Below are 23,543 nucleotides of genomic sequence, written 5' to 3'. Positions count from 1 at the left end.
AAAACGATCATGCAGGATATCACCGTAGAAGCCGACGAACGCGGCGTGGTCCGCGTCACCCTCAATCGCCCGGCCATCCACAATGCCTTCAACGAGGGCATGATCGGCGAACTGACCGACGCCTTTGCCGATCTCGGCAAGCAGGACGGCGTGCGTGTCATCGTGCTGGCCGGCAATGGCGCCAGCTTCAGTGCTGGCGCCGATCTCAACTGGATGAAGCGCGCCGCCGAACAGGACGAATATGCCAATCGCGAAGACGCCCTGTCTATGGCCCGCATGTTCGATACGCTCAACACCTGCCCCAAGCCGACGGTCGCCCTGGTCCAGGGCGCGGCGCTCGGCGGCGGGGTGGGGCTCGTGGCCTGCTGCGATGTGGTCATTACCCAGCCGGAGACAATGTTCGGCCTGACCGAGGTGCGCCTGGGCCTGATCCCGGCGGTGATTTCGCCCTTCGTTATCGCCAAGGTGGGCCAGTCGGCGGCGCGGCGCTACATGCTGACCGGGGAGCGCTTCACGGCCGTGGAAGCCCAGCGCATCGGCCTGGTGCATGAGGTCTCAAGCGCCCTGGAGGCCGAGGGTGCCAAGGTGGTCGAGGCCCTGCTGGCCGGCGGCCCGGAAGCCATTGCCGATGCCAAGGATCTGATCGGCGATATTACGAAGATGGACGACAAGGGCGAGTTGACCGCCCACCGCATCGCCACGCGCCGCGCTTCGGATGAAGGTCGCGAAGGCGTTGCGGCCTTCCTGAGCCGACGCAAACCCCACTGGACGCTTTGATGTTCGCCAAAATACTGATCGCTAATCGCGGAGAAATCGCCCGCCGCATCATCCGCACCTGCCAGCGGATGGGCGTGGAAACCGTGGCCGTCTATTCCGACGCCGATGCGCGCGCGGCTTTCGTGCGCGAGGCGGACCGCGCCGTACTGATCGGACCGGCGGCGGCCGCTGACAGCTATCTGCGCGGCGACCGGATCATCGCTGTGGCGCTGGAGACGGGAGCCGAGGCCATCCATCCCGGCTATGGATTCCTGTCGGAAAACGCCGAATTCGCCGAAGCCTGCGAGGATGCCGGGTTGGTGTTTATCGGCCCGCGACCGGACGCCATCCGCGCCATGGCCCTGAAAGGCGCCGCCAAGGCCCTGATGACGGCCGCCGGCGTGCCGGTGACGCCCGGCTACCATGGCGATGATCAGGACCCGGACAATCTGGCCGCCGAAGCGGCGCGGATCGGTTATCCGGTGCTGATCAAGGCGGTGGCCGGCGGTGGCGGCAAGGGGATGCGGCGGGTCGATCGGGCGGAGGATTTCAAAGATGCGCTCATTTCGGCGCAACGCGAAGGGCTGAACGCCTTTTCCGATCCCAAGGTGCTGATCGAGAAATATCTCGATGTGCCGCGCCATATCGAAATCCAGTTATTCGCCGATGAGCACGGCCATGTCGTCCATCTGTTCGAGCGTGATTGTTCGCTGCAACGCCGCCATCAAAAGGTGATCGAGGAAGCGCCCGCCCCCGGCCTCCCGGAAGCCATGCGCCGGGCGATGGGACAAGCGGCGGTTCGGGCGGCGCAGGCGATAAGCTATCGTGGCGCGGGCACGGTCGAGTTCATTGTCGATGTGTCAGAGGGCATCCAAAGCGCGCCCTTCTATTTCATGGAAATGAACACGCGGCTTCAGGTCGAGCATCCGGTGACCGAGGAAATCACCGGGCTTGATCTGGTCGAATGGCAGTTGCGCGTGGCGGCAGGCGAGACCTTGCCGAAGAGCCAAGAGGAACTCACCCTGACCGGCCACGCCATCGAGGCGCGACTCTATGCCGAAGACCCTCAGAATGACTTCCTGCCCGCCACGGGCACGCTGGAACAACTGGTGTTTCCGGCAACGGCGCGCATTGAATCCGCGGTCGAGCCAGGCGATGCGGTCAGCCCGTTTTATGACCCGATGATCGCCAAGATCATCGTTCACGGCAAGGATCGCAAACAGGCTTTGAGCCGGATGCGCGAAGCTCTGATCGAGACGAAACTGCGCGGACTGGCGACCAATCTCGGCTTCCTGCGCCGTGTCGTTTCGGATGAGGCGTTTGCGGCGGTGCAGATCGATACCGGCTTTATCGCCCGCCATCAGGAGCGCCTGCTTCTGCCCTGGCCCGACAGTGAGATCGCGCCCTCACAGGCCGATCCGACCTCGCCGTGGAACGATATTACCGGCTGGCAGCTTAACTTGCCGCCCCGTTCGCCTTTGAATCTGAAATCCGAGGCGGGTGAAGAGGCTGTGGCTTCGGGCGATATCAAGGCGCCGATGCCGGGCAAACTGATCGACGTGTTTGTGACCGCTGGCGAGACGGTCGAGAAGGGCCAGAAGCTGCTGATCCTCGGCGCGATGAAGATCGAACACACCATGAAGGCCCCGAAGGCGGGCGTGGTCAGGGCCGTTCATGCCGCGACCGGTGATCAGGTGGCCGATAAGGCCATTCTGGTTGAAATTGAATGAAAACAAGAAACCCCACCACCCCGCGCCAAGAGGCGCGCGGTCCCCTCCCCAGTAGCCCGGGGAGGTATAAGAAAAGAGACAGGCGATGATCGACTTTCCGCATCTGCAATTCGGCCACAGCGACGATATCGAGTCCCTGCGCGAAGGCGTGCGCAAATTCGCCGAGATCGAGATCGCGCCGCTGGCCGCCGAGGCTGACCGCGATGACCAGTTCCCCATGCCACTATGGCGCAAGATGGGGGAGATGGGCGTGCTCGGCCTCACTGCGCCCGAACAGTATGGCGGCGCGCAAATGGGCTATCTGGCGCACACCATCGCCATGGAAGAAATCTCCCGTGCCTCCGCCTCGATCGGGCTGTCCTACGGCGCGCATTCCAACCTCTGCGTCAACCAGATCGTCCGCAATGGTAACGAAGCCCAGAAAGCGAAGTACCTGCCGAAGCTGATTTCCGGCGAACATGTCGGGGCTCTGGCCATGTCGGAAACCGCCGCCGGTTCGGATGTGGTGTCCATGAAACTACGCGCCGACAAAAAAGGCGACCGCTATATTCTCAACGGCTCGAAGATGTGGATCACCAATGGCCCCGACGCCGATACGCTGGTCGTCTACGCCAAGACCGACCTTGCGGCTGGCTCGAAAGGCATGACCGCTTTTCTCATCGAAAAAAGCTTTGCCGGCTTCTCGGTGGCGCAAAAACTCGACAAGCTGGGGATGCGCGGCTCGCATACCGGCGAACTGGTTTTCGCCGATTGCGAGGTGCCGGTGGAAAATGTTCTGGGTACGGAAGGTCGCGGCGCCGGCGTGCTGATGTCGGGCCTGGATTATGAGCGGGTCGTGCTTTCCGGCGGACCGCTCGGCATCATGCGCGCCTGTTTGGATGTGGTGATCCCCTATATCCATGAGCGTGAACAGTTCGGCAGCCCCATCGGCACCTTCCAGTTGATGCAAGGCAAGATCGCCGATATGTATTCGACCTGGGCGGCCTGTCGCGCCTATGTCTATGCCGTGGCGCAGGCTTGCGATCGCGGCGAGACCACGCGCAAGGACGCCGCCGGCTGCATCCTCTATGCCGCCGAAAAAGCCACATGGATGGCGGGCGAAGCGATCCAGTGTCTTGGCGGCAACGGCTATACCAATGACTACCCGACGGGTAGACTGTGGCGCGACGCCAAGCTGTATGAGATCGGCGCCGGCACGTCTGAAATCCGCCGGATGCTGATTGGCCGGGAACTGTTCGAGGAAACGAAATGAGACCAGCCAAAGTCATCCTTTACGAAGTCGGGCCGCGCGACGGCTTGCAGGCGGAAACCGAGATCGTCAGCGCCGCCGACAAGATCGCGCTGATCGACACATTGTCCGCCTCCGGACTGAAATATATCGAGGCTGCCAGTTTCGTCTCACCGAAATGGGTGCCGCAAATGGCCGACGCCGCAGAAGTCATGGCCGGGATCACCCGTGCGCCGGGCGTAACCTATCCGGTATTGACCCCAAATCTGAAGGGCTATGAATCCGCCAAGGACGCCCGCGCCACTACCGTCGCCATTTTCGGCGCGGCGTCGGAAACCTTCAGCCAGCGCAATATCAACTGTTCCGTGGCCGAAAGCCTCGACCGCTTTACCTTCATCATGGAGGAATCGGCGAGCGACCGCATAAAGGTGCGCGGCTATGTCTCCACCGTCATCGCCTGCCCCTATGAAGGACCAGTCAAGCCGCAGGCCGTGGCCGAAATGGCGCGAAAAATGCTCGATATCGGCTGCTACGAAATATCCCTGGGCGATACAATCGGCGTGGGAACACCCGCCGATGTGTCGCGCCTGCTCGATACCGTACTGAAGGTTATTCCGCCCGAAAAACTGGCCGTACACTTCCATGATACCTATGGCCAGGCTCTGGCCAATATTCTGACTTCGCTCGATTACGGCATCGCCACGATTGATTCATCCGTCGGTGGATTGGGCGGCTGCCCCTATGCGCCGGGCGCTTCCGGCAATGTGGCGACGGAAGATGTGCTCTATATGCTGACCGGCATGGGTATAAACACCGGCGTCGATCTCGATGCCATCGTGGCCGCCGCCTGGCAAATATCGGATGTGCTGGGCCGGCCGCCGCGCTCGAAAGTGGCGGTAGCCAAAGGCCGCCCCTAAATCACCGGTGCCTTGCAATAACGGGCGATAAATTCGTCATGGGTCGGCATCCCGGCCACGGTGCGCGCATAGATCTGGCGCAGGCTGTCGAAATAACCGTCGAGATCGTCATCGCCGACATTCAGGGCCAGCGGTGAGAAGCTTTCCGGCATGATTCCCTGGCCGATCAGCACCTGTATCCAGTTGGCCTCCTTGAACAGGTCATCTTCCTCCACGATCACCCGGCCATGCTGGCGGAAATATTCGATCTTGGTCGTCAGGCTGTCCGGCACGGTCATGGTGCGGCAATAGTTCCAGAAGGGCGTGTCGTCGCGTTTCGTGGCGTTATAGTGCAGAATGATGAAATCGCGGATCAGTTCGTATTCGCGCTGGGTCTTGCGATTGTATTCGTCGATTTCCGGCTGGTTGAAGCCAGTGTCGGGGAACAGGTTGAGCAGGCGCTGCAAGGCCGATTGCACCATATGGATGGTGGTCGATTCGATCGGCTCCATGAAGCCGGCGGCCAGGCCCAGCGCCACGCAATTCTTTTTCCAGCTTGTCTTGCGGCGGCCCGTCACGAAGCGCAGATGACGCGGGTCCGCCAGAGGTGCGCCGTCGAGATTATCGAGCAGGATGCGTGTCGCCTCGTCCGGTTCCATGAACCCACTGGAAAAGACATGGCCATTGCCGATCCGGTGTTGCAGCGGAATGCGCCATTGCCAGCCGGCGGTGCGGGCGCGTGTCTGGGTCAGCAGGCGCAAAGGCCCCGATGTGACGCAGGGCACGGCGACGGCCCGATCACACGGCAGCCAGTGCGTCCATTCTTCGTAGCCGGCGTGCAGGCTGTCCTCGATCAGCACACCGCGGAAGCCGGAGCAATCGAGGAAGAACTCGCCTTCGACCACATCGCCCGACGCCAGGGCCAGGCTTTCGATAAAGCCGGTTTCGCTGTTCTGGTTGACGCCTGACACCTTGCCTTCACGCCGCGTCACGCCTGAGCGTTCGCACACCCCGCGCAGATAACGCGCCAGCAGGCCGGCGTCGAAATGCAGGGCGTAGTTCATGCCGTCCATCCGGGGTGCGTCCGGAATTGTCTTGATATGGGTGAAGCGATTCTGTTTCGCCGCCAGTTCGTTTAGGCTGTAATCCCACAACGAACCGCCCTTGCCCTGCGCCCTTTGCCTCAGCCAGTACTGATAAAACGGCAGGACGCCGAGCGGATTGCCGGGCGCGCCGAACATATGGCGGTAGGTGTGGCCCTTCTCGTACCAGTCAGCAAATTCGACGCCGAGCTTGTAGGTGCCCTGCACATTGCGCATCACCTCCGCCTCATCGAGGCCAAGGAAATTGAGCAGGTTGATCAGTGGCGGAATGGTCGCTTCACCAACGCCGACCGTACCGATTTCCTCGGATTCGACCAGGGTGATCTCGACCGTCTTGCCGAGCACCTTGATCATCATGGAGGCGGCCAGCCAGCCAGCCGTGCCGCCGCCGAGGATGACGATTTTGCTGATAGGCGCTGATGGCATGTTGTTCCCCGTTTTTTTTAGTCTACACTTTCCAGGCATAAAAACACCTGCCGGTCGGAACCGGCAGGTGTTTTTGACAAAGCTACAAAGTCTATTGGAACTTGTAACCAATGCTGATTGCATAGGTCGCGCCGTATTTTTCGTATTTGAGTACGTTTGTCGGAGCGTCCTTGGTGTCATAGAGGACGAACGGCCTGTTGGTAATGTTCGTCGCCGACAGATTGATCGTCAGGCCCTTGGCGGGGCCATCCTGGAATTCATAACCAATTTGCGCATCGACCAGAGCTTCCGCCTTGACATAGTGGGCGCCAAGCGAGGAGTCGAAGTTGGGCACTTCACCCAGCCAGGCGTCACGATAGCGCTCGCTGATACGCGCCGAGAACCCATGCTTTTCGTAGTATAGGGTCGTATTGATGACCTGAGGCGACAGACCGGGCAGTTCGATCTTGCTGCCTGCCGGTTTCACTTCGGACTGGTTGAAAGCGGCGCTGAAGATCACGCCGAAGCCATCAAGCGCAGACCAGATAGTTTCGCCGGGAAGCGATGCTGTGAACTCCGCTCCCTGGACGTGGCCGCCATTGCCGTTGGCCTTGACCGTAAGCACCCCGGTGGTATTGGCGCGCGCCAGGTCGTAACAGCTACCCACGGCGCAACCGGCGGGATCGTTTGGTGGCGTGTAGCCAGGCAGCGTACTGAAATCGATGACGCGGGAGTTGTTATAAACGTAGCTGTCTAGCGTTTTGTAATAGAGCGCAGCGGACAGATAGCCCTTGCGGCCAAAATATTTTTCCAGAGACACGTCGAACTGCTTGGACTTCCAGGGTTTGATCTCGGGATTACCACCGCTGCCGCCCCAGTAATATTGCTGATTGCCCTGATTGTCCGGATTGGAATTGGTCCGGGCGCCATAGGTCACGCCACCGGCCATATCGTCGAGGCGCGGGCGGGACACGGTGGCCGCTGCCGCTACGCGCAGGCTGATATCGTCAGCCAGGGAGAAGTTGAAGTTCGCGCTGGGCAGGAAATCGCCATAGGTGGTCTTGTAGTGATCCGTCCGGATGTGCAGTTGCTCAAGGGGGGACAGGCCGGGAGTGATCTTGTCAACGCCGGGCGATGACAACTGGGTCACCTGCTGATCGGCATATTGATATTGCGCGCCGATATTACCGGTAACAGGTACACCGAACAGCGTCGATTCGATGTCAGCCTTAACGTAGGCGGTGGTCAGCTTTTCTTCGACGGCCCAGGACTGACTGACTTCAAAGGTACGGTCGCCGTCACCCGCATTGGTATCGACCCGCGCATCGATGGTGTCCCAGAAGCCGCTGCGGTAAAGGCCCATAGCGTCATAGGAAATGATGCCATTGCTGTTGCCGAAGAAGGCGCCATCGGTCGTGCCGGTGCGATACTGGGTGGGGACCACAGCGGTTGACTGGCCGTCGGGCAGGTACAGTATGCTCTGCCATAGATACTTGTCCTTCTTGCGGTCGGCGAAGTTGACGCCGAAGGTGACGCCCTTGAAGAAGCCGCCACCGAGCGTGCGCGTCGCCGCCAGTTTCATCGCCTGAATTTCGTCATTGACGGTGGGGTTGCCGACGTAACCAGAGCGACGCGGACCACCGCCCCAGCCACCCGGATCGGTCAGGAACACATGGTCGAAATCGGCATAATCAAACGCCGTGGTTTCGTTCGTGGTGCCATTGGCATTGGTCGTGAAGCCCAGATTATCCTGAACCACTGATCCGGCCGGACCGGTGCCTGCGGTCGATTCCAGGCGCAGGTCGGTACGATGAACCTTGGAATAGCTGACATCCGCGTTCAGGGTCCATTCGTCGTTCAGCAAATAACTGGCATTGACTCCCAGGGAGTCGACTGTGGCGTTACGCTCATTGTTATAGTTTTCAACAATGGTCGTGACGCCGTTGAAGGTGCCGCTCGTAATGCGGTCAGCATCGGCAGTATAGCCCGGTTGCAAGACGCCGGTGCCCCAGATCGTCCCGTATTCGAGACGGCGGATGGTTTGTGCTTCCTTGAATTCGGAGTGAAAGCCATCGACGATGACATGCAACTGATCGTTGGGCTTGAATTCCAATATGCCCATGAAAGCATCGCGTTTGTAATAAGAGGCCTGGACACCATCCTTCGAGCCACCGACCACAATCTTATCGGCATCCGCCGGCAGGCACTGGGCGCCGCAGGTCGGATACCCCCAGTACTCACGGGTCTGGGCCTGGTACGGCGTGGTGTTGTGTGCGTAACCGAGCGCCAGACCGACGGTTTTGTTGAAAAATTGATCGATATAGGTCGCCGAGTAGCGGTCACCCGCTGTCATCGCATCAGGTACCGGCGACTTCATCGAGTTCATTTCGCGGCGATAATTGAGCGCGATCGCCTGTTTGCCGTAGGCCAGCGGATGGACAGTTTCAATGTCGGCTGTGCCGGCGATACCGTGATAGGACTGGGCGGCGTCCGGTGTCTTGTAGACCTTCACCTGACTGACAAGTTCCGAGGGATACTGGTCGAATTCAACCGTGCGATTGTCGTTGGTTGAGGCCTGCTCACGGCCGTTGAATGTGGTGACTGTATAGTCCGGACCCAGGCCGCGAATCGACAGGGTTTGCGCACGGCCGTTGGTACGTTGGGCGGCGATACCCGGCAGGCGGGCAATGGATTCGGCGATGGAGCTGTCCGGCAACTTGCCGATATCTTCAGCCGAAACGGCTTCGATAATCGACGAATCTTTTCTCTTAGCGCTGATGGCGTCCTGGATGCCGCGGCGAATGCCGGTGACCACGATCGTGGTCGAGTCGTCAGCGGGAGCGGCAGCGGGGGCTGCATCCTGGGCCATGACGGGAACGGCGAAAGCGCAGGCCGTTACGATGGCCGCGGTGGCGCCACAGGTCAGCAGACGCGCACGCGTCGCATTTTGACCCTTGGAATTACGCATTAGGTTTCCTCCTGGTGTTGCGTTTCGATCTTAACGCTTGCCCTGTTCTTAAATGCAGGACATTCGCCTTTAGACATCTCAACCCTCATGGCGCTCTGATGGCGCTTTAGGAAAAGTATCTATACAACACGGTTCTTTTTGCAATGCTTTGCAAAATTTTGCAGTTCGAAATCTGAACAATTCGTAATATTGTGGCTTTGAAGATACGAAAATGACAGATAAGGCGCCAAATATAGGCCTATATGTAATATAATATGCCGCATAACGCGTAAAACTCACATATTACATGACAGGAATATTTTTGACGCTTTATGTAAAAAATTGCAAAAATATGCAAAGATAGCGCTAACATCACAACGTTATCGAAACGTAGCGGATCAGCCGCCGCAGGATTCACGGACGACCAGTTCGGTGGAGACGATTTCCGAATGACTTTCATCATTGGAGATCGAGCCGATCAGCTTGGAGACCATCAGCTTGCCGGCGCGCGCCAGATCCTGCGAAATGGTTGTCAATGACGGATGGGTCAGGCTGGCCAGAACGATATTATCGTAACCGACCACCGACACATCTTCCGGCACGCGCAGGCCGGCACGCATCAGACCACGAATGGCACCGAAAGCGATAATGTCCGAACAGGCGAACAGGCCGTCGATCGGAACGTCCTTATTGATCAGATTGAGAACCGCGGCTTCAGCAGAAGCGATTTCAAAATGGGTCGGCACGACCAGACGCGGATCGAACGCCAGCCCGGCCTCGGACAGCACATTGAGATAACCCTGGTAGCGCTGCTTCATCTCCACGCCCTCGGTTTCGCCGAAATAGGCGATCCGCTTGCGGCCCAGGCGCGCCAGATGCGAGGTGGCGCGCGTGCCGCCCTGAAGGTTATTGGAACCGACGGTGCAGTATTTCTGGCCGGGAATTTCCTGGCCCCAGACGATGAACTTGTTGGTGCTGCCGGCCAGATGGTTGAAGCGGTCGTGCAGGTAGCTCTGGCCGAGGAAGATGACGCCATCGGCCTTGATATTGGCCATCAGGGTGGCGAGATCGTTCTGGCTTTTCGGCGTCAGGTGCGACAGCAGCAGGTCGCAGCCCATATCGCGCGCCGCCTCGCCGACGGCTGAGATCAGTTCCTGATAAAAGGGATCGGAAAAGCGGCCTTCGCGGCCATGTGGCGGCGGAATGACGATGGCGATGGTGGCCTGCGAGCCGGACATCGACATCGGCATGTCCTGATTGAGGACATAATTATGGTCGCGGGCGATCTTCCACACGCGGCGCTTGGTGACACGGTTGACGGCGGGCGAATCGTTGAGCGCGCGGGATACCGTGGCGACCGATACGCCGGCAATCCTGGCGATATCTTCAAGCCTGACCTTGCCTGATATGGTGTCCATCATCCCTAAACCCCTGTCCGCTTAAGCGGATTTCGGTTCAGAGAACACATTTTCTCCTGCGAAAGCAAGTGCTTTCAGCATTATGAAAAAACTTAGGGATTGAGCAGGAATATCAGCGGCACGTCCACCCGTTTGCGCCAGTCCTTTTCACTGTGTTCCGCACCCGGATAAATCGGCACGCGGAAATCGGCCTCCGTCCAGCCATTCGTGCGGAACGCCGCCACGGCTTTTTCTTCGTAGGGCGTGAACAGGCCATCAAGCCCCACCGTGCCCTGGTCGCTGTAGATACGGTTTCGGCCAGGGATCATCTGCGTCGTTTTCAACCAGGCCTGCCAGCCGGCCGCCACGGTTTCTGCGTCCGCCTGAATGGCGGCGGGATCTTTGGCCGGATCGGCCATCAGCCACGGCATGGACAGCGAGGCCGATGCGCCGAAAACCTGCGGATATTCACCCTGCGCATAGAGCGCGATATGCCCGCCCATCGAAGATCCCATGATCGAGGTATTTTCCGGGCCGGACGCCGTGTGATAGGTTTGGTCGATCAGCGGTTTCAGTTCGCTGACGAGAAACTTCAGGAAATTATCCGCGTTCGGAACTTTGCCATCTTCAAAGGCGCGGATGCGCGCCTGATAGGCCGCCGGCATGAGGTCATAGACCCGCTGCGGCATGTATTCGCGCGTCCGTTCCGGAACATTGTCGATACCGACGATGATGGCCGGCGGCGCCTTGCCCTCCGCGATCAGCTTCGGCAGAACTTCGGCCACGCCCCAGTCCGCGCCGCTATATTGACTGGGCGAGAACAGATTCTGACCATCCATCATATAGATGACCTTACAATGCGCCGTTTCCACCTGGCATTGATCCGGCACAAAGACGACGACATCACGCGGAATGACATATTGCGAAGGCACCTGCGTCAAGTGATCGAGGCGCGCCTCCGCTGCGGCGGGAGTCGCCAGCAGCAGAGACGCCAGAGCCAGATGCAGGTACGTCACTTCTTCTTTTGGGCCACGAAGCGGATGGCTTCGCCGCCGCCCGGCGCCATGCGCAGGGTCAGAGTATCGCCGGCGGTGACCGTCTTTTCCTCGATGACGATATCGAAGCGGGCGTCACCGGTCATGCCGGTATTCGGGCCATCGCGATAGATCTGCGCCTTGTAGCTGCGGCCCGCTTCGAGGAATGTCAGCGGCACATCGACGCTGCGTTCGGTTTCGTCGGTCACGGCGCCGAGATACCAGTTATCGGAATGGCGATCCTTGCGGACGATGGTGGCGAAATCGCCCGGTTCGCCATTCAGCGCGATCGACTGATCCCAGTCGGTCGGCACGTCCTTGATGAACTGGAAGGGCTTCGGGTACTTGGCGTAGTTTTCCGGCAGGTCGGCCGCCATCTGGATCGGCGAATAGAGCACGACATAAAGCGCCAGTTGCTTGGCCTGGGTCGAAGGGATCGGCTTGCCCTGCCCTTGCAAGCTGAGGATTCCCGGCGTGAAATCCATCGGCCCGGAGAGCATACGAGTGAAGACCAGATTGGCCTCGTGTTCCGGCGGATTCTGCGGATCGCCCCAGGCGTTATATTCCATACCACGCTGGCCTTCGCGCGACACCCAGTTCGGATAGGTGCGGCGCAGGCCGGTGTCCTTGATCGGCTCGTGGGTATCGATGGCGATATGGTATTTCGCCGCCGTGGTGACGTTTAGCAGGTAATGACGCACCATTTCCTGGCTGTCGTTCCAGGTGTAGCGGATTTCGCCATCGGCCGCCCGAACGCGGGCGCCGCCGGCATCGGCGACATAGCCGGTCTTCACGGAGTCGACGCCGTATTTTTCATATTGCGCAAAGCCGGCTTCCATCTGCGGTTCGTAGACAGAGACATTGCCTGAAGTCTCGTTGTGGCCGACGAGATGGACGCCCTTTTTCAGGCCATAGGCGGAAATCGCCGCCAGGTCGAAATCGGGATAGGCCTCGGTGAAGGAGAAGTTGTAGCCCTTGCCGAACCAGTCTTCCCAGCCCTTGTTCCAGCCCTCGACCAGCACGCCACGGAAGCCGTTCTTGGCAGCGAAATCGATATAGTCCTCGGTGTTTTTGGTGGTGGCGCCGTGACGCGGGCCGGCTTCCCAGGTCCATTTATTAAGGTGCATCCCCCACCAGATGCCGACATATTTATATGGCTTGACCCAGGACACATCGCCGAGCTTGTTGGGTTCGTTGAGGTTCAGGATCAGGTCGGAACTGTTGTAAAGTCCGGCGGCGGTATCGGTAATCTCCATCGTCCGCCACGGCGTCGGGAAGGGCGCCTCACGCACGACCGGCGCGCCCATTGCCGAGGGCGCCAGACGCGTTTTCAGGCGCTGGCCATCGACCCGCCGCAGCCAGTAGGCGGCGTAATCGACGAGTGCCGCCTCATGGAACGAGATATAAAGCCCCTTGTCCGTCCTGATCGTCATGGGCGTTTGCGCCTCGCTGACCTCGTTCAGCGGCGTCTTCTGGTAGAGATATTCCTCGCGGTTCCATTCGCCGGCCACGTCCCACCAGGCGGTGGCCGGATCGGCGATGGCGAACTCGGTCAGCTCGTCCATGATCTCCAGCTTGTGCAATTGCGGCTGGTCGGGGAATTCGTAGCGGAAACCCAGGCCATCGTCATATATGCGGAAGACAACAGTCATCCGGCGGCTGTCCCAGACCTTCTGGACGACATTGACGCGCAGTTCGGTATAGTGATTGCGCGTGAAGCGGCGCTCGCCCCACGGCTGCTCCCAAGTGTCGTCGTGCGATGTCGTCTCCGTATTTTCCAGCGCGAAATAACGGTCGAATTTCGGCGCATTGGCCAGGATCAGGCCCAGCCGCGACGGATTGACGATAACCTCGCCATTGCGTGAAACCTGATACGACAGGTTGCCGTCACCGCTCAGCATGACATCGACGTGCAACACCTTCCCCGGCGAATCGGCGCTGGCGATGGTCTGAAATTTCGGCGCTCCCTGCGAGGATTGCGATACATCGGCAGCCGGCGCGGCGTCCTGCGCCAGGCCCGGACCGGCGGCAAAGCCCGTTACCGCTATCAGCGAAAAAGCCATCGTCAGCAGACCAGCCGCGTTACGCATGAATAGGTTTCCTTGTTCCTGTAGTCGTTTTATCGCCAAGGCTTATGTCAAATAGCCGCCGGGCAAAAGACCTTATGTGCATTTGAAGACGTGCATACGTATTCAGAGGCCCGAATGACAGTTGAATACGTATTCAAGATTGCGCGTCGCAGAAAGCGCGCATAAGCTGATGACAACTTCGGCAAACGTTGCCTTTCGCCCGCCTGTATTCAATTTCAGGCAAACAGGCTCTCGGAAATGACGCAAAATTTTTCGCCTGATGCGCTTTTCTTATTGCCCCAGGTTAGTGCAAACGTTTACAGATAAATTTCCGGTCATTTGCCGAGAGCGTCGCTGGCGCTTTGGCTAAAAACCGGCGCTCCTATTTCGGCTGTTGTGACGCGGCCGGAATACACCAATTACAGGGTCTTGCTTTGTAAGTGGTATCTTCTCAACATAAACTGCTCTTTGGCTTCTGGCCAAAGAGCTTTTTTTTGCCCTCCAACCACCCTTAAAGCTTGTGGATTCGTATTCATGCGGATTTTGCGGTCGTGAATACGTATGCAGCGCGACGCGCCCCCTTCTCTTTGCCATAGTGATGAAAAGACGGGTTTTGCCCGATCAAAATCAATAAGATTCGCGCGCCGGAATTGGCTGCGCGGATGCAGGAGAGGACATAATGCGTAAATATCTGTTGGCCGGCTGCGCCAGTGTGGCCGTGATGAGCGGCGCGGCCTTCGCTCAAGAACCGACTATCCCTGATCACAACCCGACCGTCATCGCCGACGCCAAGGCCACCAATGGCCCCGGTCTCGCCTCGCCCTGGGCCTATTCCGGCAAGCAGGGCATCGGCAGCGCCTATGAGGCCTATAAGGACTATCAGTTCTCCGATACCGCCACGACCGGCACGGTTTCAAAAGTGTGGTTCTCGCTGGCCGAAGGCGTGGTCACCGAAACCATGTATGGCCGCATCCACGAAGCGCAGATCCGCGAATTGCAGATCGCCGTTACCGGGGCCGGATGGACCGCCTTCGAGCGCACTGACACAACGAGCCATGTTGAATATATCCATACCGACGCCGATGGCCGCCCGCTATCGCCGGCCTACCGCCTGACCAATACTGATAAGCAGGGCCGCTTCGTCATCATCAAGGACGTCTTCACCGACCCCGACCACCAGACCCTGATGGTCCGCGTCACGGTCAAGGCGCTGAAAGGGCCGGTGACGCCCTATGTCATCCTTGATCCCTCGATGGCCAATACCTCCGGCGACGATGAAGGCCATGCCAATGTCACCCACCTGCAAGCCTGGCAGGGAAATGTCGCGCTCAATCTTTCCGCCAGCGTGCCGTTCAAAAAGGCGACGGTCGGTTATACCGGCGTCTCTGACGGTATCAAGGCACTGACTGCCAGCCAGTCGCTCGGCACGCTGCACAGCTCAGCCAACGCCAAGGGCAATATCGTACTGGTCGGGCAGTTGCCGACTGTGACCAGGGAATCCACGGTAGATCTGGCGGTCGGTTTTGGCGGCACAACGCAAGCGGCCAGTGCGGAATCCGCCGCCACTTTGAAAACCGGCTATGGCAAGGTGCTGGCCAATTACAACGGCGAAGGTGCAGCGGTCGGCTGGGAAGACTATCTCGCCTCGCTTTCCGAACTGAAAAGCCTCGTGCCGGTTTCCGAAGACAACGGCAAGCTGCTCTATGCCTCGGCCCTGGCCCTGAAGGTGCAGGAAGACCATACCGCCGCCGGCGCGCTGATCGCCTCGCTCAGCAATCCGTGGGGCGATACGGTGATCACCGATGTGTCCGCCACCGGTTACAAGGGCGTCTGGCCGCGCGATTTCTATCAGGTGTCGATGGCGCTGGCCGCGCTGGGCGACAAGGAAACCCCCGTCGCCGCCTTCCGCTTCCTGCCGACCATTCAGGTCAAACCCGACACGCCGGGCAACACCGGCGCCACCGGCTGGTTCCTGCAAAAGGCTCATGTCGACGGCACGCCGGAATGGGTCGGTGTCCAGCTCGACCAGACCGCCATGCCGATCCTGCTCGGCGATCGCCTGGAGCAACTGGGCCTGATCAGCCAGGCCGAACTGCTGTCATCTTACAAGACGATGCTCAAGCCGGCGGCTGATTTCCTCAGCCACGGCGGCACGGTCGGGCTGGACTGGAACCACGCCACCATTACCCCGCCCTATAGCCAGCAGGAACGCTGGGAGGAGCAGGAAGGCCATTCGCCCTCGACGACCGCCGCGGTGATCGCCGGTCTGGTGGCCGCGTCGGATATCGCCACCCAGGCGGGCGATGCGGACAGTGCTAAGCTTTACGTTGCCAAGGCTGACGATTATTCCGGAAAACTGGAACAGCGACTTTTCACCACCACCGGTAAGGTGCGTGGCGATGACAAGCCGGCCAGCTATTTCCTGCGTATTTCGCGCTCGGAAGACGCCAATACTCCCGGCACCCAGGATGAGCGTAACGGCCGCACGGGCCTGCGCTCGGATCTGATGATCGACGCCGGCTTCCTCGAACTGGTGCGCTATGGCGTCCGCCCGGCGGATGACAAGGATATCACCGCTTCGCTGGCCGTGATCGATGACCAGACCCTGCCGGAAAACCTGCGCGTCCGTTACGATTTCCACTTCCCCGGCACGGATGTCACGGTTCCTGGCTTTCGCCGTTACGGCAATGACGGCTATGGCGAAGGCACGGACGGCGGCAATTACGGTTCGATGTCACCGGACCAGCGCGGGCGCGTCTGGCCGATCTTCACCGGCGAACGGGGCCATTACGAACTGGCGCTCGACGGCCTGAAATCAGGCGGCGTCACCGATGCCGATATCGCCGCCATCCGCGGCACCTATATCAAGGGCATGGAGCTTTTCGCCAATGAAGGCCTGATGATCCCTGAGCAGGTCTATGATGGCGTCGGCTCGAAAACCGCCCACGACTACACGGTCGGCGAAGGCACTGACAGCGCCACACCGCTGGCCTGGAGCCATGCCGAATATATCAAACTTTTGCGCAGCGTACGCGATCGTCAGGTCTGGGACCGCAATCCGGTCGCCTACGCCCGCTATTCCAACAAGGTCAAAGATTAAGTCTCAACCCCTTTGACCCAACTCAGCCCCCGGCGCTTCGGCATCGGGGGCTTTTTTATGCGTACAAAGAAGAAGGCCGGAGCGAACCCCGGCCTGTCATTATTTCTTTTTCAGTTCGGCGAGAATACCGGCCAGCAGGTCTTCCTGCGTTGGCCCAGGCACCGCCGCGGGCGGTGGCGGCATCAGCCGGTTGATCGCCTTGACCACCAGGAAAATCGCCGCCCCGATGATCAGGAACTGGATCAGGGTATTGATGAAGACGCCGTAGCCGATGGCGACCTCGGCCGTCTTGGTCACCGCGTCGGCCGGCTTCATGATCAGCTTGAGACTGGAGAAATCGACGCCGCCGGTGATATAGCCGATCGGCGGCATGATGATGTTATCGACCAGGGAGGTAACAATCTTGCCAAAGGCGCCGCCGATGACCACACCAACCGCCAGGTCGATGACATTGCCGCGCATCAGGAAGGTTTTGAACTCAGATGCTATGCTCATGATCGTTCTTTCTGTTTAGCCGTTGTCGTCACCCGAAAGATTCAGGCGTTCACGCAATTCCTTGCCGCTTTTGAAGAAGGGCACATGCTTGGCGGGCACCTTGACCGATTCACCGGTGCGCGGATTACGGCCGGCGCGGGCCGGACGGGACCGCACAGACAGGGCGCCAAAGCCGCGAAGCTCGACGCGGCCACCCTTTTCCAGCGTGGTGATCATGGATTCCAGAATGAGGTTCACCGCACGCTCGACGTCTTTTTGCGTCAAATGCGGATATTCGGAAGCCAAACGTTCAATTAGTTCAGACTTGAGCATTGATCTCCCTCACGCGGTAAATCTGAGAATGGCGAGCATGTCCGAAAATGAAAATGAGTTCAAGGGCTTGTTGATAAATTAACGTGTTGATAGCGCTACCATATGCACATTTTCCATCTGTATCAGGAAATTTTCCTGTCCACAAAGCGCAAGTCGGACATCCATCATATGAAAAACCCCCGCAATGACAAGGTTTATAAAAAAACCTTACATCACGGGGACTTATGATCTCAAAGACGGCTTGTCTCCGCTGGTGCAGGGAATTGACAGCCTAGGCACAAAAAAAGCCGGAGCCTCACGAAGAGACTCCGGCTTAATTTTCAATCCTCACCCCTTGTCACTCAAGCGCATGAAACACCGTCGTGATTCCGGGCTAAGAGCCTCTGGTCCTTAGGACTCTTGCTTGCCGCGCAGGGCGGCGCCGAGGATATCACCGAGCGAAGCGCCCGAATCCTGCGAGCCGTACTGCTCGATGGCTTCCTTTTCCGAAGCCATTTCCAGGGCCTTGATCGAAACGGAGACCTTGCGGGCCGCCTTGTCGATGTTGGTCACCTGGGCGTCGATACGGTCGCCGACAGCGTAACGCTCAACGCGTTGCTCATTGCGGTCGCGCGACAGGTCGGACTTGCGGATGAAGGCCGACATCGGGGCGTCGTCTTCACCGAACTTCACTTCGATGCCACCGGTGGTGACTTCGGTGACAGTCACCGTGATGTTCTGACCCTTGCGGTAGGTGTCGCCGGTCATCGGATCGCTGCCGAGTTGCTTGATGCCCAGGCTGATGCGTTCCTTTTCGACGTCGACGTCCAGAACCTTGGACTTGACGACATCGCCCTTCTTGTACTTGGCGATGGCTTCTTCGCCGGCCACGTTCCAGTCGAGGTCCGACAGGTGGACCATGCCGTCGATTTCGTTTTCGAAGCCGATGAACAGGCCGAATTCGGTGGCGTTCTTGACTTCGCCTTCGATGGTGGAACCGACCGGATGCTGAGCCAGGAAGTCGTCCCAGGGGTTGTTCTGGGCTTGCTTCAGGCCGAGCGACACGCGGCGCTTGGAGGCGTCGACTTCGAGCACGACGACTTCAACTTCCTGCGAAGTCGAAACGATCTTGCCCGGATGGACGTTCTTCTTGGTCCACGACATTTCCGAAACGTGCACCAGGCCTTCAACGCCCGATTCCAGCTCAACGAAAGCGCCGTAGTCAGTGATGTTGGTGATGCGACCGGAGAACTTGCCTCCGACCGGATACTTCAGGTCAACACCATCCCACGGATCGGATTGCAGTTGCTTCATGCCGAGGCTGATGCGTTGCGTATCGGGGTTGATCTTGATGATCTGAACCTTGACAGCATCGCCAACGTTGAGGACTTGCGACGGATGCGACACGCGCTTCCACGACATGTCGGTGACGTGCAGCAGGCCATCGATGCCGCCGAGGTCAACGAACGCACCGTAATCGGTGATGTTCTTGACGACGCCGTCACGGATTTCGCCTTCGGCCAGTTGGCCGACCAGCTCGGTGCGTTGTTCGGCACGGGCTTCTTCGAGGATGGCGCGACGCGACACGACGATATTGCCGCGCGGACGGTCCATTTTCAGAATGGCGAAAGGCTGTTCCTTGTTCATCAGCGGGGCGACGTCGCGCACGGGGCGGATGTCGACCTGCGAACCGGGCAGGAAGCCCGAAGCGCCGTCCATGTCAACCGTGAAGCCGCCCTTGACGCGGCCAACGATCGTACCCATGACCGGCTCACCCTTGTTGAAGATAACTTCCAGGCGGGTCCAGGCTTCTTCGCGACGGGCCTTTTCACGGCTGATGACCGCTTCGCCCATGGCGTTTTCAACGCGTTCCAGGTAAACTTCGACCTGATCGCCGACCTTCAGGGTCTCGCCATCGGCGAGGGCGAATTCCTTCAGGGAGATACGGCCTTCGGTCTTCAGACCGACATCGACCATGACGTAATCTTTTTCGACGCCGACGACGAGGCCGTGAATGACCTGGCCTTCAAGCATGTCGCGGCCGTGCATGGATTCGTCAAGCAGGGCGGCGAAATCGTCGCGCGACGGATTGTAATCGCTCATAGAGTCTCTTTTGTCTGTTAGCGCGTGTCCCGTCTTTCATATCCCGAAAACGACGTGAGGCCGTGGCGTTCGACGGGGAAAGGGCGCGGGGGTGCGACTTTGGGTTTTGTGAATATGTGTGTCGGGAGGCGGCGCAATGGCCGGCCCCAATCAGGTGCGGTGCAGATCTTTCGACCCCGAAGACGTCCCGTGTGTTGCCTCTATAAAGCCGCTGGTGGATTTAACGCTCTTAAGAGTGTCACAGACGGCTTTTCACAAGGGATCGCGCAGTTGCGATGGCGGTGTCTATACTCAAGTCTGAGGTATCTAGCAAGAGCGCATCCACCGCTTTTTCCAATGGCGCGCTTGACCGCGACGAATCACGCGTGTCGCGGATGCGAATATCATGCAAAACCTCAGTCTCGGTAAGGGCCGGATCGAGCTTCACCAGTTGCAGCCACCGCCTGTGGGCGCGGATTTCCGGCGCGGCGGTGACGAAGAGTTTGACCGTCGCATGGGGCGCTATGACGGTGCCGATATCGCGTCCATCGAGCACGGCGCCGGAGGGCTGGTTGGCGAAATCCTGCTGGTATTTGAACAGGGCCGCACGGACCTCCGGAATGGCGGCGACCTGGGAGGCGCGCTCGCCGGCTTCACGGCCACGCAGAACATCATCCGCCAGGGTCTCGGCATCGATCAGCGCGGCGGCCTGAGCGGGGTCGATATTACGAATATGCGCGAGATGGCCAGCAGCGCGATAGAGCAAGCCGGTATCGAGAAATGGCAGGCCGTAATCGGCGGCAATCACCGAGGCGAGCGTACCCTTGCCGGATGCGGCGGGGCCATCAAAGGCGATCAGGAGGGGATTAGTCATTCGAACGACATCTCGACACCCACGCTTGCCAAGTCGCGCCAGTAACCCGGATAGGTCTTGGCCGTGCAGCCGGGATCGAGGATATGGATGCCGTCAATCACGAGAGCCGCCTGCGCGAAAGCCATAGCGATGCGGTGGTCATGATAGGTATGGATGTCGGCCTCAACGCGCTTGCCGATCAGGCTGCGATCGGGCGTCACCAGGAGATCGTCGCCGATTTCTTCCGCCAGGCCGGGCTGGATGCGATTGAGTTCGGTGGCCACGGCATTGATACGGTCGCATTCCTTGACACGCAGATTGGCGATGCCGACAAAACGGACCGGATAATTATTGAACGCCGCCAGAACCGCGATGGTCGGGATGGCGTCCTGCATCTGGCTGCCGTCGATCTCGGCCGGCAGGTTGGGGAACGACTTTATATAGTCATAGGCCTTGGCGTCCGGCTGCATCATGGCTTCCGGCGCAATGCCGATATCGATGTGCGTGCCCAGCAGCGCATTAATGCCCCAGACATAGGTGGCGGCGCTGGCGTCCGGCTCCACCTGATAGTCGCGCGCGGAATAAGGCGTATTGGCAATGTCCCAGCTTAAGGGACCGGTCTGCGTGATGCCGGCGTCAAAGGCGCGCATACATTCCAGCGTAATGTCGATATAGCCGCGCGCGCCGATATCGCCGTCTTTTACCCTCAAGGAGAACGGCGCATCCCCCTTTGTGCCCGCCATCATCAAGGCCGAGACATACTGGCTGGACAGGCTGGCATCGACATCGACCGAGCGGTTGGCGAAACCGCCCTCGCTGGTCACCGTCACCGGCGGACAGCCGGTGGGCGCCGTGGCCGTCACCCCGGCCGCGTTGAGCGCGTCCACCAGTGGCGCGATCGGGCGCTTCTGCATATGCGCGTCACCGGTCAGGACGGTCGTGCCGTTGATATTGGCCGCCGCCGCCGTCAGGAAACGCACCGCCGTGCCGGCATTACCAAGGAACAGCGGTTCCTGCGAAGGCGTCAATGTGCCGGTGCTGTCGACCACGAAATCCGTGTCGCCGGCATCTTCGACCATCACGCCTAGCTGGCGCAGTGCGCGCGCCATATAGGTCGTGTCGTCGCTCTTGAGCGCGCCGCTGATATGGCTCCGCCCTTTCGCCAACGCTGCGATCAGCAGCACCCGGTTGGTGATGGATTTTGATCCTGGCAGGGCGATCTGGCCGGCAAGTCTGGCTTTGGGAGGCAGAAGCTTTACGGCATTCAGATTGGCGGCATTTGTCGGACTGGCCACGGGAAAGTCTCGGTTTATACGAAAAAATGAACGGCGCGCCAAAAAGGGGCTTTGACAGCAGGCTTATCTAGTGGCAAGGGGGCCGACGCAATAGATTTTTTCTAAAGACTGAAAGAAGGACGTCTCGTGGCTGATCCTGCCTTAGGTACCAAACAAATTTGCCCCAATTGTACGGCAAAGTTCTACGACCTTAACAAACACCCCGCGCACTGCCCGCGCTGTGACACCGAATTCGACCAGGAAGAAGTCGTCCGCACGCGCCGTTCGCGTGTCCGCACCGCGCCTGCCGATTACGAAGATACAGACGAGGAAACCGAAGACCTGGCCAAGGCAAAGGCCGCCGCGGAGGAAGATGAGGACGAAGAACCCGAAATCGTCACCCCGGAAATCGACGAAGTGGTGGCCGACGATCCGCTGCTTATCGATGAGGACGAAGACCTCGATCCGGCAGATCCGGCCCGTGTCGGCACGCCCGATAGTGTCGATATGGATATCGAAGACCCGGAACTGGTCGATGATGACGACGCCGATGACGTGCCCTTCCTCGAAGACGACGAAGACGCTGACTTCGACGAAGAGATCGAAGGCCTTCCCGGCAAAGACGAAGACGACCACTAAATTAAAGAGCCGCCGGTTTGTTCCGGCGGCTCTTTTCTTTTGCCGCCACAGGCCTGTGAAAAAGTTCAAAAAAGTTTGCGAAAGGGCTTGCGTCGCCGCGAACCCTGAACTAGAAGTCGCCGCCTCGGACGGGGCAACCCGGTCGATGCCATCTAAAGATGGGGCTTTAGCTCAGCTGGTAGAGCGCTTGCATGGCATGCAAGAGGTCAGCGGTTCGACTCCGCTAAGCTCCACCATTAAAATAGCCATCCCTTGCGGATGGCTTTTTTATTGATCAGGCATAGGTCGAACCGCGCGGTTCGGCGAGACCCGAAAGGGCGAGCGACGCCGAAGGCGCCCCGAAGGGGTAAGCCGCGTAAAGCGCGGCGCATCACTCCGCCAAGCTCCGCCAATAAAGCCCGCGTCCCTAAAGGACGCAGGCTTTTCCAATTCAAAATCAAACCTTAGCCGCGTCAGCGACGATCCGCAGGCGCTTTTTTACTGACCTTGCTCTGGTTGTAAGCAATAGCGGCGCGGACAAGCGCTTTCAAAGCCGCTTCTTCGATCCGGTCAGCTTCGGTGATATCGATCGCGCGCCACACCTTGCCATTGAAGCCGTTGTTGAACAGCTTGTCGGGATCTTCGAGGCTCGCCCCGTGGGAGAAGGTCAGCTTCACCTTGTCCTTATGGGCGTTGCCGACCGCGATCATGCCATCACGGGACCATACCGGACTGCCCATCCACTTCCATTCCTCGATAATCCCGTCATCGGCCTCAAGGATAATCTTGCGGACATGAGTGAGGGTCTGGCCGCGCCAGTCCGTGAGGCCAGCAATCAACTGGTCAATCTGTTCGGTGGCGTTCATAGGGTCTCACCAGCGCGCCAGCTGCGTAAGCTGGACCAGGTTGCCGCAGCCGTCAGTCAGTTGAGCGATGGTCGAGCCGGTGACATCGGTCGGTGGCATTTTGAATTCACCGCCATTCGCCACGATGCGTTCATGGTCGGCCTTGATATCGTCAGTGAAGAACATGACTGCCGGCTGGCCTTGCTGGAAAATGGCCTGCTGATAGGCCTTGCCCGCCGGATTATCGTCGAGCGCCAGTTGCAGCTCGGCGCCGTCCGGCTCTTCAGGCGAGGTCACGGTCAGCCAGCGGAATCCGCCATTGCTGAAATCGGCCTTTTTCGCCAGGCCCAATACCTCGGTATAGAAGCGCAAGGCCTTGTCCTGGTTGTTCACATAAAGGGTGGTCAGTTTGATTTTCAT

The 23,543-nt window shown here is 59.3% G+C and carries 18 protein-coding genes and 1 tRNA gene; 7 read left to right on the top strand and 12 right to left on the bottom strand.

Features of this window, described 5'->3' with window-relative positions; translation table 11 throughout:
* Positions 1 to 9 precede the first annotated feature (9 nt).
* From VL130_RS06225 to VL130_RS06210, 4 genes are all read left to right on the top strand, one after another.
* Positions 10 to 777, top strand: coding sequence for an enoyl-CoA hydratase-related protein (locus VL130_RS06225; RefSeq protein ID WP_325361873.1), 768 nt, complete (start codon positions 10 to 12; stop codon positions 775 to 777).
* A complete protein-coding gene (locus VL130_RS06220; RefSeq protein WP_325361872.1) occupies positions 777 to 2,486 on the top strand; it encodes an acetyl/propionyl/methylcrotonyl-CoA carboxylase subunit alpha in 1,710 nt (569 codons plus the stop codon). Before VL130_RS06225 ends, VL130_RS06220 begins: the two co-directional genes overlap by 1 nt.
* An 88-nt stretch (positions 2,487 to 2,574) precedes the next feature.
* On the top strand, positions 2,575 to 3,738 hold the full coding sequence (locus VL130_RS06215) for an isovaleryl-CoA dehydrogenase (RefSeq protein WP_325362380.1): 1,164 nt from the start codon (positions 2,575 to 2,577) through the stop codon (positions 3,736 to 3,738).
* The gene (locus VL130_RS06210) at positions 3,735 to 4,631 is read left to right on the top strand and encodes a hydroxymethylglutaryl-CoA lyase (protein WP_325361871.1); all 897 of its coding nucleotides are present in this window, start codon (positions 3,735 to 3,737) and stop codon (positions 4,629 to 4,631) included. Before VL130_RS06215 ends, VL130_RS06210 begins: the two co-directional genes overlap by 4 nt.
* Here the strand turns inward: VL130_RS06210 and VL130_RS06205 are convergent.
* From VL130_RS06205 to VL130_RS06185, 5 genes are all read right to left on the bottom strand, one after another.
* Complete coding sequence (locus VL130_RS06205) at positions 4,628 to 6,139, bottom strand: tryptophan halogenase family protein (RefSeq protein ID WP_325361870.1); 1,512 nt, start codon at positions 6,137 to 6,139, stop codon at positions 4,628 to 4,630. The two genes, VL130_RS06210 and VL130_RS06205, sit on opposite strands and share 4 nt — an antisense overlap.
* Before the next feature lie 91 nt (positions 6,140 to 6,230).
* Positions 6,231 to 9,086, bottom strand: a complete 2,856-nt coding sequence (locus VL130_RS06200; RefSeq protein ID WP_325361869.1) for a TonB-dependent receptor — start codon at positions 9,084 to 9,086, stop codon at positions 6,231 to 6,233.
* A 377-nt stretch (positions 9,087 to 9,463) separates the two neighbouring features.
* A complete protein-coding gene (locus VL130_RS06195) occupies positions 9,464 to 10,486 on the bottom strand; it encodes a LacI family DNA-binding transcriptional regulator (protein ID WP_325361868.1) in 1,023 nt (340 codons plus the stop codon).
* Between the two features lie 89 nt (positions 10,487 to 10,575).
* Positions 10,576 to 11,478 carry an alpha/beta hydrolase gene (locus tag VL130_RS06190; protein WP_325361867.1) on the bottom strand — a complete coding sequence of 301 codons (903 nt, stop codon included), beginning with the start codon at positions 11,476 to 11,478 and terminating at the stop codon, positions 10,576 to 10,578.
* Positions 11,475 to 13,586, bottom strand: coding sequence for a glycoside hydrolase family 97 protein (locus VL130_RS06185; RefSeq protein WP_325361866.1), 2,112 nt, complete (start codon positions 13,584 to 13,586; stop codon positions 11,475 to 11,477). Before VL130_RS06185 ends, VL130_RS06190 begins: the two co-directional genes overlap by 4 nt.
* A gap of 658 nt (positions 13,587 to 14,244) precedes the next feature.
* Between VL130_RS06185 and VL130_RS06180 the strand changes: the two genes are divergently transcribed.
* Positions 14,245 to 16,665: a glucan 1,4-alpha-glucosidase gene (locus tag VL130_RS06180; protein WP_325361865.1), complete on the top strand. Its 2,421-nt coding sequence runs from the start codon at positions 14,245 to 14,247 to the stop codon at positions 16,663 to 16,665.
* Positions 16,666 to 16,764: 99 nt separating this feature from the next.
* Here the strand turns inward: VL130_RS06180 and mscL are convergent, their stop codons facing one another.
* From mscL to VL130_RS06155, 5 genes are all read right to left on the bottom strand, one after another.
* On the bottom strand, positions 16,765 to 17,160 hold the full coding sequence (gene mscL, locus VL130_RS06175) for a large-conductance mechanosensitive channel protein MscL (protein WP_325361864.1): 396 nt from the start codon (positions 17,158 to 17,160) through the stop codon (positions 16,765 to 16,767).
* Between the two features lie 15 nt (positions 17,161 to 17,175).
* On the bottom strand, positions 17,176 to 17,472 hold the full coding sequence (locus VL130_RS06170; RefSeq protein WP_018080639.1) for an integration host factor subunit beta: 297 nt from the start codon (positions 17,470 to 17,472) through the stop codon (positions 17,176 to 17,178).
* Between the two features lie 390 nt (positions 17,473 to 17,862).
* Complete coding sequence (gene rpsA / locus VL130_RS06165) at positions 17,863 to 19,554, bottom strand: 30S ribosomal protein S1 (RefSeq protein ID WP_325361863.1); 1,692 nt, start codon at positions 19,552 to 19,554, stop codon at positions 17,863 to 17,865.
* Positions 19,555 to 19,792: 238 nt separating this feature from the next.
* Positions 19,793 to 20,407 (bottom strand): d(CMP) kinase, encoded by a 615-nt coding sequence (locus tag VL130_RS06160; RefSeq protein WP_325361862.1) that lies wholly within the window; start codon positions 20,405 to 20,407, stop codon positions 19,793 to 19,795.
* Entirely contained in the window at positions 20,404 to 21,681 is a 1,278-nt protein-coding gene (locus VL130_RS06155) for a 3-phosphoshikimate 1-carboxyvinyltransferase (protein WP_414636225.1), read from the bottom strand. Before VL130_RS06155 ends, VL130_RS06160 begins: the two co-directional genes overlap by 4 nt.
* A 126-nt stretch (positions 21,682 to 21,807) precedes the next feature.
* On the opposite strand from VL130_RS06155, the gene VL130_RS06150 reads away from it, so the two are divergent.
* Entirely contained in the window at positions 21,808 to 22,299 is a 492-nt protein-coding gene (locus tag VL130_RS06150) for a TIGR02300 family protein (RefSeq protein ID WP_325361861.1), read from the top strand.
* A gap of 160 nt (positions 22,300 to 22,459) precedes the next feature.
* Positions 22,460 to 22,535: transfer RNA gene (locus VL130_RS06145), tRNA-Ala, on the top strand.
* Positions 22,536 to 22,751: 216 nt separating this feature from the next.
* Here the strand turns inward: VL130_RS06145 and VL130_RS06140 are convergent.
* On the bottom strand, positions 22,752 to 23,144 hold the full coding sequence (locus VL130_RS06140) for a DUF1801 domain-containing protein (protein WP_325361860.1): 393 nt from the start codon (positions 23,142 to 23,144) through the stop codon (positions 22,752 to 22,754).
* Between the two features lie 6 nt (positions 23,145 to 23,150).
* Entirely contained in the window at positions 23,151 to 23,543 is a 393-nt protein-coding gene (locus VL130_RS06135) for a VOC family protein (RefSeq protein ID WP_325361859.1), read from the bottom strand.

The sequence above is a fragment of the Asticcacaulis sp. genome (genome assembly GCF_035497195.1).
In the GTDB taxonomy this organism is placed as follows: domain Bacteria; phylum Pseudomonadota; class Alphaproteobacteria; order Caulobacterales; family Caulobacteraceae; genus Asticcacaulis.
The sequence above is the reverse complement of the archived record's forward strand: the minus strand, read 5'-3'. Positions and strand labels throughout refer to the sequence as shown.